Origin of the sequence: Rhodomicrobium sp. R_RK_3 (assembly GCF_002198715.1) — a bacterium.
Classification (GTDB): Bacteria; Pseudomonadota; Alphaproteobacteria; order Rhizobiales; family Rhodomicrobiaceae; genus R-RK-3.
Genome location: NZ_MWLK01000012.1, coordinates 1 through 15748 on the forward strand (window position 1 = coordinate 1; position 15748 = coordinate 15748).

Here is a 15748-nt window from a genome sequence, read left to right on the forward strand (position 1 = left end):
CGGCCTGACGGCCGTCCGGGACGACGGGGAGAGGACCTTCGATACGCAAAGGTCTCCCATGGGAGAGGGAGCTTGGCTGCGGATCTTAAACGGCTGCCGGACTCTGATTCCAACAACACGACCTCACCCTAATGCGCTTCAGACGGCAAGGCGATCGCCTGGCCGTCTCGTACCAAATGGCCCGGAGCCGTCGCAGGAAAGGACCGTTCGGTGATCGAACCCTTCAGCTATACTATCCTGCTGCCGCATACGGTCGCCTTCAATGCCGCCGTGCCGGAGCTGCTGCAGCCGCTCTCGGTGCAGTTCGGCGGCCTGCCTGGACGCGGCCTCTATAATTTCGCCGCCTCGGTCGGGGCGCAGGCGCCGCTCGCGCTGGAATCGCTCGGCCTCAGCGCCCGTACCATGTCAGCAGGAGCCTCGAAGCGAGCGGGCGGTCAGGGCGTCTGAGCCTGACGCGGCGGATGGCCGAACAGCGCCTTGTAGGCGCGGCTGAACGCGGCCTCCGACTTGTAACCGACGCTGAGGCCGATCTCTCCCACGCGCGCATTCGGCTTGGCCAGCATTTCGCGCGCCAGCGTCAGGCGAAGCTCATTCTGGTAGCGCAGCGGCGCGTGGCCGACCAGCGCCGCGAACCGCTCGCAAAAGCTCGAACGGGACATGCCGCAAATGCCGGCGAGCGCCTCGATGCTCCATGGCTGCATCGGCTGCTCGTGAATGGCCTTCAATGCGCGGGCGATGCGCATGTCCGACAGGCCGCCGAGCCACCCCGAGGTCTGCCCCTGGTGAACCCACCAGCGCAGTGTGCGGATGACCATCAGATCGATGATGCGCGAGATCATCAAGGCGGAGCCCGGCCGCATGGTCTCGGCTTCGAGAAGCGTATAGTGGACGAGGCCATTGAGCCATTCGGCATTTTCCGCCCGCCTGATGTGGATGCATTGGGGCAGCGCGAAGATCATGCCATTGAGGCTGTCGGGCTCCAGCCAGAAGCGGAAGACGGTGATGCTCGCGGGCGCGCCCGACGCGACCACGCGCAAACCGCCCGCGGCGGCTGTCAGCATCACCATGTCGCCGGTTTCGACGGCGATCCTGGCGTGGGCGTCGCCCTCGACATGCGCCGTGCCCTCGGTCACGACGCAAACATGGCCTGCCCCGATCGTCCGCTCCAATTGCTCGCCGGCCGCGAGGGCGCGGGCCCGGACATGGTCTCCCCTGAGGCGGATATGCGCCAGCGCATGGGACAGCAGATCGCCGGAGGCCGAACCGTCGACGCCGGCTTCTGGATGAATGGTCAAATTTTCCGGTCGATCCATCATGGCGAGATCGGGGACGGGTGATCAAGGTATGGGCGGTTCAGCGGCACGGGTTTGGCCAAATTTCCGCGACAGGATGAGTTCATGCGGACGAGCAACGAATTTTGCCTTGCGTCCACGCCCGATTTCGAAACGTGGCGCGTCGAGGCACGTCCGGCGAACGGCGCAAGAAGCCAATACGCCGAATATGACGACATCAAAGCGTCCATGCGATATCTGAATCTATATGGGTTGCCTGCTGTCGATCTCGCGACCCCCTCGGTTTCATCCGCCAAGCGCACGCGCTCCGATGCGGTACGCGATGGCATGACCGATTTCAAGCTGCTGTTCCAGTTGTCCGGACGCTGCACTCTCATTCAGGATGAGCGCACCTCGGTGCTGGCTGCCGGAGACCTCGGCCTGGTCGATGCCACGCGGCCGATACTGGCTGTTCCCGCCGAAGGTCCCGGGCGGGTGATCGGGCTGCATTTGCCTCGCCGGCCTCTGACCGCCCATCTCGGTTTCGAGCCGCAGGGCGGCCTCAGATGGAAAAGCGATGACGCTTTGCCGGCGCGCTTGCTGAAGAGCCTTGTCGAGGGCGCGATCGAGGACCCCGATGCGGCATCCGGCGACGCGCAGACCTTCATGGAGCGGGCAATCTATAATCTGGTCGGCGCGCTGTTCGGGGCCGGCGATCTGCCGCAGCATTTCTCGCAGGGCGACAAATTGTTCCTTCGCATCTGCCGCATCATCAAGCGGGAGTTCGCCGATCCCGGTTTCGGACCGGCCGATATCGCCGCCGAAGCCGGCATATCGGTCCGCTATCTGCAAAAACTCTTTGCGATGCGCGGCACGACCTTTGGCAACCACCTGAGATCATGCCGCCTGGACTACGCCGCGAGCCTGCTGGACGGGCGCGCCGAGATGAAGAGCAAGCCGCCCCTCGTCGAGGTCGCCCGCGCCTGCGGCTATCGCGACTACGCGCATTTCGCGCGCAACTTCCTGGCCCGTTTCGGCCATACGCCGGGTGCCTTCAACACCCGCGTAAGGGCGCCATGATGAATCGGCGGGGGCACGCGCTTCCCGCCTCACGACGCGAAATCGGTGGAGCGGGAAACCTCCTCCCAGGCGGCCATTTCGGTCTTCATGGCCTCGAGCTTGTCCTCGACCAGCTTGAGCGCGTCCGCCCCGAGAGTGAGCCGCACCGGCGGCGTCTCGGCCGCCACCAGCGTGAGCAGCGCCTGCGCGGCCCTTGCGGGATCGCCGGGCTGATTGCCGCTCTTGGCCCGCCGCGCGGCGCGGATCGGGTTCATGACATTGTCGTAATCGGCAATGCTGCGCTCGGCGCGGATCATCGAGCGCCCGGCCCAGTCGGTGCGGAATTGGCCCGGTGCCAAAGCCGTCACATGGATGCCGAAGGACTTCACCTCCTTGCCCAAGGCTTCGGAAATGCCCTCCAAGGCGAATTTGCTGCCGCAGTAATAGGTAATGCCGGGCAGGGTGATGAAACCTCCCATGGAGGTGACGTTGACGATGCGGCCGGAGCGCCGCGCTCGCATGCCCGGCAGCACCGCCTGGATCATCGCGACCGCCCCGAACACATTGGCATCGAACTGATGGCGCAGCTCCTCCAGCGAGGATTCTTCCAAGATGCCCTCATGGCCGTAGCCGGCATTGTTGACGAGGACGTCGATCGGACCGGCCGCGCGCTCCGCCTGCGAAACAGCTCCAAGAATGGCGTCGAAATTCGTCACGTCGAGGAGGATGGCGTGCGCGCGATCCGGCGCGAGGGCCGTGAACGCCTTCGCCGCGTCTTCGTTGCGCAGCGTGCCGACGACGCGGTGCCCGGCATTCAGGGCGCCTTCGGCAAAGGCTTTGCCCAGACCCGAGCTGACGCCCGTAATAAGAAAGGTTTTGCTGTTCATTCTGCTTCTCCAGCGTTCGGCAGGGAACCCGCCATCCTATATCGTGACTCCATATTGATATCATGATACAGATTGCAAGAGGCAGGCGGCAGAGGATAGAAGGTTCATGGCCGGCAAGGCTCAACAACCCCTGCGGGAACGCAGCCGGCAGCTCACCCGCGACATCGTGCTCGATGCCGCCGAGCGTTTGCTCCAGAAGAGCGCCATGGCGGATTTCTCGATGCGGGCGCTGGCGGCGGAAGCCGGCGTCGGCTTTGCGACGCCGTTCAATCATTTCGGCAGCAAGAACGCGATCATGCAGGCGCTGTCATCCCGCCTGATCGAGCGGATGGCGGCGCGTTTCCGCGAGGAGGCGCCCGATGGCGATGCCATCGACCGCGTGCTCGCCATGGGGCGCATCAGCGTCGCTCTCCTGCTGGAAAAGCCCGATGTCCACAAGGCAGTGGTGGGTTCGCTCGGGGTGGTCAGTCCGACACCGGGGTTTGTCAGGCAGAACTCGAGCGCCTTGTGGTCGCTGGCGCTCGGCGATTTCGCCGGCATCGACGCTCGCATGAAGGCGGTCGCGCAAACGACGCTCGCGGAACAGCTCGCCTTCACCTTCCGCGGCTGCGTTTCGTTCTGGATCGCGGGAGAGCTTCCGAACGAGGACCTCGGCAACGCGTTCAGCACCGGCACCTGTGCGCTGCTCCTCGGCTTTGCCGAGGACAGGCGGCGCGCCGCCCTGGTCGCGCAAATCGAGCGGCTCGCATGCTGATCCACGGAACGCTCCCGAGCGTCAAAGGGGCAGCTCCGTCGACAGCTTCACCGTCTGCATGGGGATGTCGGTCTTGACGTTCTGAACCCCATTCGCCCGCGTCAGATGCGCGGCCTGGAAGGCGCGATAACCGTCGAGATCGGCCGCGACCACCCGCAAGAGCGCGTCGCACTCGCCCGCCATGATGTGACATTCGACAACCTGGGTGAGGCGTCGCATGGCAGCGGCGAAACCTTCGACGGTTTCCGCATCCTGCGCGATCAAGGAGACGCGTGCGAAAACGGTCAGGCTGATGCCGACTTTCGGGGCATCGACCAATGCCACATAGCGCTGAATGACGCCCTCCTGTTCCAGGCGCCGCACCCGGCGCAGGCAAGGCGACTGCGACAGGCCGACCATGCGCGCGAGTTCGAGATTCTGCAGCCGTCCATCCCGCTGCAACGCACGCAGAATACTCAAATCCGTTTCGTCAATCCGTGGGGGCATGCGATCCCGTCTTTGCCGGTTTGCGCGCAATTGGATAGCGCGATATGGCGAGCAAGCGCCGTGAAAGGCGGCCAATTGCGCGTGGGATTGGCTAGCCTTGCCTCGAACAGACATAGCGCGGACCAAGAGGCGAGGCCAGTTTCGATGACAAGCCAGGCATTCGATCGCGTCACGCCGGCAACGCTGCGCCGGGGTGCGGAGCTCCTGGCCGACATCCTGCATAGCGAGGGCGTCCGCTATGTGTTCGGCAATCCCGGCACGACGGAGCTTCCGGTCATCGAAGCGCTGGGACAATGGGATTTTTCCTATGTGCTCGGCCTTCAGGAGGCCTCGGTCGTGGCCATGGCCGACGGCTATGCGCAAGCGTCGGGGCGGGTCGGCTTCGTCAACCTCCACTCCGCCGGCGGGCTCGGTCACGCCATGGGAGCGATCATCAACGCTCAGGTCTCCAATACGCCGTTGGTGGTGACGGCGGGTCAGCAGGATTTGCGTCACCTCGCCCTGGATCCGCTCCTGTCCGGCAATCTGGCCGGCATCGCCAGCCCGGTGGTCAAATGGGCGCGGGAAGTCACTCATCCCGACCAGATTCCGGTCCTGGTCCGCCGGGCGTTCAACGACAGCCGGGCCGCGCCGTCCGGGCCGGTCTTTCTGTCGCTGCCGTTGGACGTGATGGAAGGAATAACGGCCGCGAGCGCCGGAACGCCATCGACGCGTGTCGACGCCCGTGCGCTTGCCGGTTCCCTCGACGCCATGAGCGAGGCGCTAGCAGGCTTCCTGCCTGGCAAGATGGCCCTGGTGGCCGGCGAGGAGGTCTTCACCTCAGGCGCGGGCGAGTCAGTGGTAAGGCTCGCCGAGACCCTGGCCGCCCCGGTCTTCGGGTCGTCCTGGCCGGGGCATATTCCGTTCCCGACCGCCCATCCGCTCTGGCGCGGACCCTTGCCGCCCCAGGCATCCGCCATCCGTGACCGGCTGGCGGCCTATGACGGGCTTTTCCTGCTCGGCGGACAGTCCCTGATCACCTACGTCTATTCGGAGGGCTCGCCGGTTCCCTCGCATTGCAACGTCTATCAGCTCTCCGCCGATCCGGGGGAACTCGGGCGCACCTATCCCGTGACCCTTGCCTGCGTCGGTGACATCGAAATGTCGCTGCGGGCTCTCCTGCCCCTGTTGACCGACAAGGTCACCCCGCACCGCCGCGCCGTCTCCGCATTATTGGACAAGGCCGCAAAGGACCGCGACGCGGCCCACGACGCGCAAGCGCTGAGGCTGGAGCGCGAAGGCGGCAGCCTGCCGATTTCGCCTTATGTGGCCGCCGGAGAGGTTGCCCGCGCCATCGGCCCCGATGTCGCGATCGTCGACGAGGCGCCTGCCACCATGGGCGATCTCCGAGCCTTCCTGCGCTCATGGTCGTGCCGCCAATATCTGTTCACCCGCAGCGCCATCCTCGGGTGGGCCATGCCGGCGGCGATCGGCACGTCTCTTGGGCTCGACCGGCAGCCGGTCGTCGCCGTTCTCGGTGACGGCGCCGCGATGTACTCGCCGCAGGCCCTGTGGACGGCCGCGCACGAAAAGCTGCCCGTCACCTTCGTGGTCATGAACAACCGCGAATACAACATTCTGAAAGTTGCGATGCGCCGGCGGACGATGAGCGCAAATGCATGGCAAAGCCGATTTGTCGGAATGGAGCTGGCCGATCCTGCCATCGACTTCGTTGGCCTGGCGCGATCACTCGGCGTGGCGGCGAGGCGCGTGGAGAGCGCGGGCGATATCGGCGACGCGGTTGCGGCTGGGATCGCTTCGGGTCTTCCCAATCTCGTCGAAATACCGATCGGCACGGCCTGATCGCGCGCAATCTCGGGCGCGTAGATTACGCGCGACCGCGAGGAGCGGTGGCTCAAATGCCGGCAAATTGCCGGTTAAGAAGATTAACGTTTCGTTGCGCGGCTCATGCGGAGGACGCACCGATGCGCTGCCTTATAGCCTAGAGATAGCTTAGCCACCAGTCGCGGCGGCGCTGTTTCACCGCCGCGAACCAATGTACGAGCGGGTAGAGAACCAGCGCCACGGCGACCCAAATGAGCAGGATCATAGGCAGCCCCAATCCGTAACCGGCGGGCCTATCCGTCGGCTGCCTGGCGATCCAGGAGAGGCCGGGAAAGGTGATCAGGACGTAGCTGAGCGCGAGAGCATGCAGCAGATAGATATGGGCGATATAATAGATCAGCGGAACCCGGCCGTAGACGGTGATGATCCGCGCTGCCGGACCCGGGTACCGCTCGATGGCGGCCAGAGCCAAAAATGCCGCCGCCAATGTCATCATCAGGTAAAGCAATGAAGGCGGGTATTTCTGGAAGTCGATGAAGGACAGCACCGTCGCGAGCACGGTCTGCTGGGTCTGCCAGGGGTTAGGGTCGCCATAGACATTGCCGGCACGCAGCACGATGAGGCCAAGAATCAGCAGCAAGCCGAGGCCGGCCAGCAGAAACCGTCTCTGCGGGGCCTCCCACTGGAAGACCGGCCCCAGCGCATAGCCCATCGCCATGACCGCGATCCAAGGCACCAGGGGGTAAAGCACGTAAATCGTCTTACCGTGGCCGACCGCGATGCCGCCGCCCTCATGCAGGAGCACCCAGAGCCACCCGAGGGCACCGAAATCGACCGGGGAGACGGCATCGAAGAGATTATGTCCGGCAATCAGCGACACGCCGAAGACGATCAGCGCCCAGCGCGGCAGCCAGACGAGCGCCGCCATCGCAATCATCGAACCGCCAATTGCCCAGATGACATTGCCGACCGGCAGCTTATGGACGGGGCTGATGGCCCAAGGGAGCGTCATCACCAGCAATTGGATGGCCAGCACCAGCCACAGCCCGCGGGTCAGCAGGAAGCGGCTGGCCTCGCCGAGCGTCCGGCGGCGCACATAAAGATAGGCTGATGTCCCGGCAAGGAAAATAAAGACCGTCGGGCAAACGTGGGCGAGCCAGCGAACGAGGAAGAGCTGTGGTTCGGCGTAATTATGCGAATCCCCGGCGCTGAAAAAGTCGCGTGCGTGGTCGAGGGTCATCAAAATCATCACCGCCCCCCTGAGGAGGTCGATGGAATCGACGCGATGACGGGCTGTCGCCTGTACGGCCGCCGCCGTCCCTCCCGCTGCGCGACACGAAGCCGTGCCCGAATTATTGAGGGATCGAGCCAAACGCACATCGCACTCCCAATGCCGCGCTTCGAATACTGCGGCAGCGTTGCGATGCCTGCGCTCTATTCGCAAGATCTCAAGTGTTACGCTCGTAGGGGGATCGTAACGGTCCCCGTTGTTACTGTAACGCAACCTGGCGCAGGAGCATTATTCATTCCAGGCGGTGCGCGCCGGCCACCCCGCTGACGGTAAATGCATCGAGCCGAGATAGCGCGGCGCCTCGGCCGGAAAGATGATACGCACCACGGTCGGCGCCGGGGCGGTGCGATGCGCTCGCGACGATCAAAGCCATGCTTGGCGGCCACCGAAGCACGAATTAAGAAGTGCAAAGCTTGGATGTATTGAGGTTTTCGCGGACCGGCGGCTTTCCACGTTCAGGTCGACGCCCGCTCTGGGACACGACGTCGACGAGGCGACGACTGAAAACGGGGCCTCGCGCATCACCTCGGCCCGGTCGGTGCCGAAATGTCGGCCGGCGATTTAACGCATTGAAATCTTTGGTAGCGAGGCCCGGACTTGAACCGGGGACCTACGGATTATGATTCCGCCGCTCTAACCAACTGAGCTACCCCGCCATCGGGTAAAGGTATAGGCAGCGCCGCCGTCAGCGTCAAGAGCGGGGCGCGGCCGATTTGAACCCGCCGGCGCCTTACGCCGAAGCCTTCAGCTTGCGGAAGCGGACCAGAGTGAACAGGCCCATCGGCCAGAGCGGGACGCATTCGATCAGCGACAGGCGCGGGCGCACCATGACGCGCTCGAGCGGGAAGATCGGGTGCCAGCCGAGCTTGTCGGCGAAGGGGGCCATCTTGCGCTCGACCCAGCCGCGGGCGCCGTGATCCTGGCTGAAATGGTTGAGGATCATCACCTCGCCGCCCGGCGCGCAGACGCGCTCCAGCTCGGCCATCACCCTGTCCGGATCGGGCACGACGGTCATCACATACATGGCGACGACGGTGTTGAAATAATCGTCGGCGAAATCGAGATGGGCGGCGTCCATCTCGCGCAGACCCTCGATGTTGCGCAGGCCTTCCTTGGCGACGCGCTCGCGGGCCTTTTCGAGCATTTCCGGCGACAGGTCGATGCCGCTGATCTTCAGATAGGGGGCATAATTGGGCAGGGAGAGGCCGGTGCCGACGCCGACTTCCAGCACGGTGCCGCGCCGCTGGTTGATGTGCTCCACGGCCTTGCGGCGGGCGGCGGCAGCGATCGTGCCGAAGGTGGTGTCGTAGACCGGCGCCCATCGCCTGTAGGCTTCGCGCACGGTCGTGGTGTTGAGGACTTTCTGCTGTGCCGCCATGTCGATGTCGAACTCCAGTTCGCAGGTGACGGAAGCCCAAGCATACCGCTCCGCCGCGTGACTCTTCAACCAGTGCGCAAGCCGCGCCATCCGGCGCGATCAGGCTTTAATCTTCGCATTCAGGCGCGTATAAGCGGCCCTTGAGCGGATTGAGCCCCAGCGAGCAAGCCACCAATGCCCGACCTAACCATATTGATCCCTGCGCATAACGAAGAAAGCAATTTGGCGCAATTAATCAATGAAATTGTGATGGTCGTGGGTCAGCGCGCTCCGAGCCTTGCCTATGAAATCGTCGTCGTGGACGATGGCAGCACGGACGGGACGCGGGCGGAAATCCTGCCGCTGATGCAAAATAACGCAGGGCTGCGCATTATCGTTCACGGGCGGCGGGCGGGGAAATCAGCCGCTCTCAAGACCGGATTCGAGGCGGCTGAGGGCAAATGGATCGCAACGCTCGACGGCGACGGGCAGAACGATCCCGCCGATCTGGCCGCGCTTTGGAGCGAAATCGCCGCCGGCCCGGATCAAGCGATCTATGCGGGTGTGCGCAGACGCCGCAATGACGGGCTGGTTAAAAAGCTCACCTCGCGCTCCGCCAATCTGATCCGGCGCTGGGCGCTGAAGGATACGGCGCGGGATGCCGGCTGCGGCTTCAAGGTGCTTCCGGCGGCGCTCGCCAGGGAGCTGCCCTATTTCGACAACATGCACCGCTTCCTGCCCGCGCTCGCCCGGCGGCACGGCTATGCGGTGCGCGAGATCCCGGTCAACGACCGGGCGCGGGTGCATGGGCAGTCGAAATACGGGCTGTTCGACCGCGCCATCGTCTCTGTGCTGGACCTGATCGGCGTCTATTGGCTGATCCGGCGCTATAGCGATCGCGGCGTGGTGGCCGAAGAGGCCCGCGGCAGCAGCCGCGAGACCGCCGGCCCGGCGCGAAGCTACGGCTTGCGCGCATAGACCCAGGCGTTGAGGCCGGCGCGGTGGCCGGAGAAATTGTCGTAAGGGTAACTCATCTTCAGCGGTGCGCCGCGCGGCTCGAAGCCGGTGCCGAGCTGTTCGATCAGATCTTTCGGCGGCGCGTCCTGGCGGCCATCCCAGAGCAGCACCACCTGATCCGGACGCGATCCCTCCTCCCAGACGCTGGCGCGGTCGAGCCGGATGGCCAGATTGGCGGCGGCGCGGCGTTGCTGCGCCAGGATCGCGAAGGGACCGCTCGCCCGCTCGCCGATGGTGGCGGCGAAGGATTCATAGGGATAGGCCAGTTGCTCGCGGCCGAAGCCGATCCAGGCGGGCCAGGCGGTGACCATCAGCAGCGCGACCAACGCGCCGAGGCGCAGGAAATGCAGCGGCGCGCGCCCATGCCCTTCCATCGGCCATGCCAGCACCAGCCAGAGCGGGACCGTAATCAGGATCGGCGTGAAATAGCGCTCGAACACGGTGTGAAGGTCGCCGAACAGCACGATGGCGAGGAACGTCCCGAGGCCGATGGCGGCCGAGCGGCCGAAAAGCTGCATGAAGGCTTGCGTGCGCTCGCTGGAGGGCGGGCTTGGCTCCTCCGGCTTGGCGGTGCTGAAATGCCGGATCGCGAACCAGGCGAGCAACAGCGGCCCGGTCCAGGCTGCCAGGGCGACCAGCGAGGCCAGGAAGCCGTCGAGGCCGAGCCAGGGGATGTCGATACCGCCGAACAAATCGTTGCTGCGCTCGAGCTTGGCCATGCGCTGGGTGGATTGAGCGATATTCTGCGCCGCCCAGATCAGATGCGGCGCGAACAGCACCGCGAAAAGCGCGATGGAATAGGCCAGCTTGCGGGTAAACAGCCGGGCGCGGAGATAGGGGATGCTGGCGGCGGCGATCAGGATGGCGACCAGCATCAGGAAGAAATTGTACTTCGCCAGTCCGCCGATGGCGGCCGCGAGACCGAGCCAGAGATAGTTGCGCGCATCCGGCCGCTCGGCGATGCAGACGACCGCGTGCAGCACGGCGACGACGGCGAACATCACCAGCGTCGTATGGGCGAGCGTAATCTGCGATTTCCAGACGACCTGCGGCAGCAGCAGGAAGGAGGCGACGAGGATGAGCCCGGTCAGCGCGCGCCCGGTGACGCGGCGCGCGATGTCGAAGCCGAGCAGATAGGTGCCGGCGAGCAGGAGGTTCTTCAGCAGCGCGACGCCCGCCGGCCAATAGCCGCCCATCAGCCAGACGCAGCCCGCGACCAGCCAATTATAGAGCGGCGGATGCGAATTGCCGTAGCCAAGGGCGAGATAGGTCTCGCCGACGAATTGCGCTTCGTCGATTTCGAGATTGCCGGACAGGGTGACGCGGATGAGGAATTGCGCCGTGAAATAGGTCAGGATGAAGAGCGGCGTCCAGCGCGCGATGCGTTCGAGCGGCTGATCAGGCATTAAATCCCCCCTGGGCTGCCGCCAGGCTGCTATTCGCGGGCCGCCGCTTCGATGAAGCCGCCACCGAGAACGCGGGCGCGTGGCGCATCGCTATCATAGAGGACGCAGGCCTGGCCAGGCGAAATGCCGTCCTCGCCCTCATGCAGCCGCACGCTAATGCGCCGACCTTGCGCGAAAAGTGTGGCGGCCTGAGGCGGCTGCGAGGAGCGGATGCGGGCCCAGACGGCGAGGCCATCGGCGGGCAGATCGGTGAGCATGCCGTCGCCCAGCCAGTTCACGTCGCGCAGGGTAATGACATGCGCCTTCAGCGCCTCGCGTGGGCCGACGACGACTTTGCGGGCACCGGCGTCCAGGCTGATGACGAAGAGCGGCTCGGGGCCCGCGATGCCGATGCCGCGCCGCTGGCCGACGGTGTAATGGATGATGCCCTCATGGCGGCCCAGCACGCGGCCGTCGACATGGACGATCTCGCCGGGCTCGGCGGCGCCGGGATGCAGCTTCTCGACGATGCGGGTGTAGCGGCCCGAGGGGACGAAGCAAATGTCCTGGCTGTCGGGCTTCTGCGCCACGGGCACGCCGAGTTCGGCGGCGAGGCGGCGCGTCTCGTCCTTGCGCAGATCGCCGAGCGGGAAGCGCAGGAAATCGAGCTGCTCGCGCGTGGTGCCGAACAGGAAATAGCTCTGGTCGCGCTCGGCGTCGGCGGCGCGCAGCATTTCCCAGCCGGACGTGCCGGGGCGGCTGGCGACGTAATGGCCGGTCGCCATGGCGTCGGCGGACAGGTCGCGGGCGGTCTCGAGCAGGTCCTTAAACTTGACCGACTGGTTGCAGGCGATGCAGGGCACCGGCGTCTGCCCGGCGATATAGCTGTCGGCGAAGGGCTGGATGACGCTCTTGCGGAAGCGCTCCTCGTAATTCAGCACGTAATGCGGAATGCCGAGCGCCGCCGCCACGCGGCGGGCGTCGTGAATGTCCTGGCCGGCGCAGCAGGCGCCCTTCCGGGCCGTGGCCGCGCCATGATCGTAGAGCTGCAGCGTGATGCCGACGACATCATAGCTCTCGCGCTTCAGCAGCGCGGCGACCACGGAGCTGTCCACCCCGCCCGACATGGCGACCACGACGCGCGTTGCGCCGGGCGCGCGCGGCAAGCCGAGGCTGTTCAGTCCGTGGCCGGTCTGGCCGCGGGCGGCGGGTGCGAAATCGGTGGCGCGTGGCGTGTGGTTCATGGGTCTTTTCGCGGGCTGACGGCGGACGCGCCGCCGCTTCTCTTCCGCGCCAATATAGAGATGTGCCGCCCGGGAGCAAGCCATGGCTCGGCCGGGGCGGCACGGGTGTCGCGGGAACGCCCTGAATGGGCGATCAGCGGCCGGTCAGGACTTTGATTTCGCTCTTGAACGGCGCGGCGGACTTGGAGGTGATTTCCGCCGTCAGCTTGCGGAACTCCTCGGCCTGCGCATTCATCAGCGCCATCTGCCGTTTGAAATAGGCCGCCTGCAGGTCGAAAATATCGGGGACGCTGCGCACGGCGGCATATTCGCGGGCGAATTCGAGATTGCTGCGGACATTGGCTTGCGCGAACTCCATCAGCTTGAAGGTGATCCTCGCGGCGTCGTGGCCGGCTTCGTCCAGCGCGACCTTCAGATGCGCCGAGGCCTGGCCGAAGACCTGATAGGCGCGGTCCTGCTTGGCCTCATTCTGGGCGATGGTCTCGCGGACGGCGGCGCGCAATCTCTCGGTCAATGCGGGATCGGGCTCGTTCGGCACCGCCACCAGCCGGGTGACTTCGGGCTCGGGCTCCGGCTCGGGAGCAGCAGCGATTTCGGCGGGCGCTGCGCCGGTGCCTTCCGGAGCGATGTCCTCAGCCCACTCGTGGCTTTCCGCAAGCTGTTCGGCGACCGGCTCGGCATGAACTTCTTCGGCAGGCTCGACGATTGTCTCGGCGACGAACTCCGCAACCGGCTCGGACGCGGCGGCCTCGACATATTCGGAAAGACGCTCATAGGAGGCCCGCGCTTCGGATTCGGCCCCGGTGGCGACGACCGGATCGGACGGCTCACCCTCGAGCGGCGCCTCAGCATCGACAGTCGGCGGCGTCGGGTCGGCGGTTTCGGCGGCGCCGGCGACAACCGGCTCGGCGGGCTCGCCCGCGAGCGGCGCGACGTCCTCGATGGGGGCAGGCGACGCGTCGGCGGGGGCGGTAGCGATTTCCGTTTCGGCAGGGGCGGCGGCCTCACCGGGCGCGGCCTCGATGGTCACGCTCAGCGCGCTCGTGCCGGACGGGGTGGAGGAACTGGACGAGAGAGGGGTCCGGTGAGTGGAATCCGTGTCGTCGGACATATCACGATCCTCCTTTGTCTGTGCGTTCGCCTTGGCCGTCGCGCCAGATCAGCAACCGCCGATCTGGCTCAATCCTGCGAGGCCTGCCGGACGGCAAGGAACGCTTTAGTTGATCGGCTGCGCCTTCTGAGCGGAAGCCGCCAAAATGCGGGAGAGTTCCTGAGCCTGCTGCGCGTAGGCTTCCATCTGGCTGCGCGCGAACTGCGTCTGAATCTCGAGAGCTTCCTTGACGTCGCGGGCCTGAGCAAGACGCGTGCAGACTTCGAAGCCCGCCTTGGTATTGGCTTCGGCAAAGCTGAAGACTTTTTCGTTCATTTCCTTGGCGCCGACCGCCAGCACTTCCGTCGACTTGGCGACCATGTCTTGCGCCTGACGTGCGGCATCGACAAACTTGCCGTATGCGTCCTTGGCCTGTTCGACAGACTTGCCGGCAATGTCGCGGACCGAAGACGGGATCTCGAATTCAGGAGTGTATTGCATGAATTTCGCCTCTTAACTAGTGGGGGTGACGTACGCCAGCGGCTTGCCCCGGGGAGCATTGCCCAATTGCTATGCAACGCTGAAGATTTAACCAAAAACGTTGTGCAATGCAATATGTTTTTGCAGTGCAATAATTGCAACTGGGCCTAGGAATGGATGATTCTCATACTTTCGTCTAGTCAGTACAGTGATGAATCGCACCGCTAACAGAAATCCGCGTTAAGCATGTCGCAGGGAAAAGCCTCAGCCGTGTCGCGCACGCGCTTGTAATTTTTGCCGATACCGGTGTTGATGGGGTGCGGCAATAAACTTGGCTAACCGTTGGTTAAAAAGTAGATTTAAGCGTTATGAATAGCGACAGCGGCACAGGATCGCACCTTTCCCTCGGCGATTTTCTGACCGCGGAAGAACCTGTCTGGGTTTGGGACGCAGGCAGCCGCCGCATACTGTGGGCCAATCAGGCGGGCCGCGATTTCTGGGGCGAGGCCTCCAACGACTCCTTGAGAGCCCGACATTTTTCGCCGCGCAGCAAAACCGCCGACCGCATGAATGCGCTCGCGCGGGAGACGGAGCGGCGCGAGTGGGTGGAGGTCGTGACGCTGCCTGCGGCGTCTGGTCGCAGGGCCGTGCGCTGCCATCTGCAGACGCTGGAAGTCGCCGGGGGGCATCCGGGCCTGATCGTCAAGGCGCTCGGCGAGGAGAAGGCGCGCGGCGCGCCCAGTCCGGCGGCCGCAATGCCCGCACGAGAGGCGAATGCCGGCGGAGAGCCGGAGGCGCGCGGCAGCAAGTCCGACCGCGCCGCGCTCGACTCGATCGCCGCCCGGCTCTCGAAGCGCGAAGGACGCGGCGGAGGGGTCCCGCCTCCTCGCCCCAGCGCCGCTCCTGGCCTCGACCGTGAAGCGCTCGAACTCGGCGTGCGCGAACTCAGCCACGAGCTGCGCAATCCGCTCGCCGTCATCCTCGGCTTTGCCGAGCGCATCCGCGACAGTGCCCCGCCCGGCCGCGCCCAGGACCGGTTGCGCGGCTACGCGGCCGACATCATGGAGAGCGCGCATCTGGCGCTGGCCATCCTCGGCGATTTCTCGGACCGCATCCTCCGCCCGGGCGATATTTTCCCCAAGCCGGAACCGGTCGCGATCAGCGCGATGGTCGAGAGCTGCCTGCGGCTGATCGCGCCTTTGGCCAAGAGCGCGGGCATCAAAGTGTCGCGCAATACCGGCGGACGGCTGCCGCTGCTCGCCGCGGGCGAGCGCGTGGTGAAGCAGATCCTGCTGAACGTGCTGATGAATGCCGTGCGCCATCAGAAGACGGGCGGCCGGATCAAGGTCAAGGCGCGGTTGAGAAAGGACGGCATGGTCCGCCTCAGCGTCGCCGATGACGGGCGCGGCATGACCAAGAAGGAGATCCGGTCGGTGCTCGGCTCGGGCCGGAAGAAGGCCCAGCCGGCGCCGGGCCGCTCCGGCCTCGGCCTGCCGCTGGTGCGCAAGCTGGTCGAAGCGGCGGGGGGCGAACTCGCCATCGAGAGCGTGCGCGGCAAGGGGACGACGGTCGAGATCACCTTCGCCGGCGTCGAAGCCTGACC

General features: G+C 65.3%; 15 protein-coding genes and 1 tRNA gene. 6 read left to right on the top strand and 10 right to left on the bottom strand.

The genetic code is table 11. From position 1 onward, the window contains the following. The first annotated feature begins 210 nt into the window (after positions 1 to 210). Complete coding sequence (locus BLEFHOIH_RS05460; protein ID WP_088343516.1) at positions 211 to 447, top strand: hypothetical protein; 237 nt, start codon at positions 211 to 213, stop codon at positions 445 to 447. Here the strand turns inward: BLEFHOIH_RS05460 and BLEFHOIH_RS05465 are convergent. Then, the gene (locus tag BLEFHOIH_RS05465; RefSeq protein ID WP_088343517.1) at positions 435 to 1316 is read right to left on the bottom strand and encodes an AraC family transcriptional regulator; all 882 of its coding nucleotides are present in this window, start codon (positions 1314 to 1316) and stop codon (positions 435 to 437) included. The genes BLEFHOIH_RS05460 and BLEFHOIH_RS05465 overlap by 13 nt on opposite strands. 81 nt (positions 1317 to 1397) lie before the next feature. Here BLEFHOIH_RS05465 and BLEFHOIH_RS05470 point away from each other — a divergent pair, with 81 nt between their 5' ends. After that, positions 1398 to 2351: a helix-turn-helix domain-containing protein gene (locus BLEFHOIH_RS05470; protein WP_088343518.1), complete on the top strand. Its 954-nt coding sequence runs from the start codon at positions 1398 to 1400 to the stop codon at positions 2349 to 2351. Between the two features lie 29 nt (positions 2352 to 2380). Here BLEFHOIH_RS05470 and BLEFHOIH_RS05475 read toward each other — a convergent pair whose 3' ends face one another. Further along, the gene (locus BLEFHOIH_RS05475) at positions 2381 to 3217 is read right to left on the bottom strand and encodes an oxidoreductase (protein ID WP_088343519.1); all 837 of its coding nucleotides are present in this window, start codon (positions 3215 to 3217) and stop codon (positions 2381 to 2383) included. 106 nt (positions 3218 to 3323) lie between these two features. On the opposite strand from BLEFHOIH_RS05475, the gene BLEFHOIH_RS05480 reads away from it, so the two are divergent. Further along, positions 3324 to 3971, top strand: coding sequence for a TetR/AcrR family transcriptional regulator (locus BLEFHOIH_RS05480; RefSeq protein ID WP_088343520.1), 648 nt, complete (start codon positions 3324 to 3326; stop codon positions 3969 to 3971). Between the two features lie 21 nt (positions 3972 to 3992). Here BLEFHOIH_RS05480 and BLEFHOIH_RS05485 read toward each other — a convergent pair whose 3' ends face one another. Continuing rightward, positions 3993 to 4457: an Lrp/AsnC family transcriptional regulator gene (locus tag BLEFHOIH_RS05485; RefSeq protein ID WP_088343521.1), complete on the bottom strand. Its 465-nt coding sequence runs from the start codon at positions 4455 to 4457 to the stop codon at positions 3993 to 3995. A 144-nt stretch (positions 4458 to 4601) separates the two neighbouring features. Here BLEFHOIH_RS05485 and BLEFHOIH_RS05490 point away from each other — a divergent pair, with 144 nt between their 5' ends. Further along, positions 4602 to 6299: a thiamine pyrophosphate-binding protein gene (locus tag BLEFHOIH_RS05490; RefSeq protein WP_088343522.1), complete on the top strand. Its 1698-nt coding sequence runs from the start codon at positions 4602 to 4604 to the stop codon at positions 6297 to 6299. A gap of 139 nt (positions 6300 to 6438) precedes the next feature. Here BLEFHOIH_RS05490 and BLEFHOIH_RS05495 read toward each other — a convergent pair whose 3' ends face one another. From BLEFHOIH_RS05495 to BLEFHOIH_RS05505, 3 genes are all read right to left on the bottom strand, one after another. Continuing rightward, on the bottom strand, positions 6439 to 7659 hold the full coding sequence (locus BLEFHOIH_RS05495; protein ID WP_280950377.1) for a heparan-alpha-glucosaminide N-acetyltransferase domain-containing protein: 1221 nt from the start codon (positions 7657 to 7659) through the stop codon (positions 6439 to 6441). A gap of 492 nt (positions 7660 to 8151) precedes the next feature. After that, a tRNA-Met gene (locus tag BLEFHOIH_RS05500) sits at positions 8152 to 8228 on the bottom strand. 74 nt (positions 8229 to 8302) lie between these two features. Next, positions 8303 to 8950, bottom strand: coding sequence for a class I SAM-dependent methyltransferase (locus BLEFHOIH_RS05505; RefSeq protein ID WP_088343568.1), 648 nt, complete (start codon positions 8948 to 8950; stop codon positions 8303 to 8305). Between the two features lie 174 nt (positions 8951 to 9124). Between BLEFHOIH_RS05505 and BLEFHOIH_RS05510 the strand changes: the two genes are divergently transcribed. Beyond that, positions 9125 to 9907 carry a glycosyltransferase family 2 protein gene (locus BLEFHOIH_RS05510; RefSeq protein WP_088343524.1) on the top strand — a complete coding sequence of 261 codons (783 nt, stop codon included), beginning with the start codon at positions 9125 to 9127 and terminating at the stop codon, positions 9905 to 9907. Here BLEFHOIH_RS05510 and BLEFHOIH_RS05515 read toward each other — a convergent pair. The 4 genes from BLEFHOIH_RS05515 to BLEFHOIH_RS05530 all read right to left on the bottom strand — a co-directional run bounded on the left by BLEFHOIH_RS05515 (position 9889) and on the right by BLEFHOIH_RS05530 (position 14166). Continuing rightward, complete coding sequence (locus BLEFHOIH_RS05515) at positions 9889 to 11352, bottom strand: glycosyltransferase family 39 protein (protein WP_088343525.1); 1464 nt, start codon at positions 11350 to 11352, stop codon at positions 9889 to 9891. The genes BLEFHOIH_RS05510 and BLEFHOIH_RS05515 overlap by 19 nt on opposite strands. A 29-nt stretch (positions 11353 to 11381) precedes the next feature. Next, the gene (gene mnmA, locus BLEFHOIH_RS05520) at positions 11382 to 12512 is read right to left on the bottom strand and encodes a tRNA 2-thiouridine(34) synthase MnmA (RefSeq protein ID WP_088343569.1); all 1131 of its coding nucleotides are present in this window, start codon (positions 12510 to 12512) and stop codon (positions 11382 to 11384) included. A 196-nt stretch (positions 12513 to 12708) separates the two neighbouring features. Further along, positions 12709 to 13686: a phasin family protein gene (locus BLEFHOIH_RS05525; protein WP_088343526.1), complete on the bottom strand. Its 978-nt coding sequence runs from the start codon at positions 13684 to 13686 to the stop codon at positions 12709 to 12711. Positions 13687 to 13791: 105 nt separating this feature from the next. Continuing rightward, positions 13792 to 14166: a phasin gene (locus tag BLEFHOIH_RS05530; RefSeq protein WP_088343527.1), complete on the bottom strand. Its 375-nt coding sequence runs from the start codon at positions 14164 to 14166 to the stop codon at positions 13792 to 13794. Positions 14167 to 14711: 545 nt separating this feature from the next. Here BLEFHOIH_RS05530 and BLEFHOIH_RS05535 point away from each other — a divergent pair. Next, complete coding sequence (locus BLEFHOIH_RS05535) at positions 14712 to 15746, top strand: HAMP domain-containing sensor histidine kinase (RefSeq protein ID WP_170937015.1); 1035 nt, start codon at positions 14712 to 14714, stop codon at positions 15744 to 15746. The last annotated feature ends 2 nt before the right edge of the window (positions 15747 to 15748 follow it).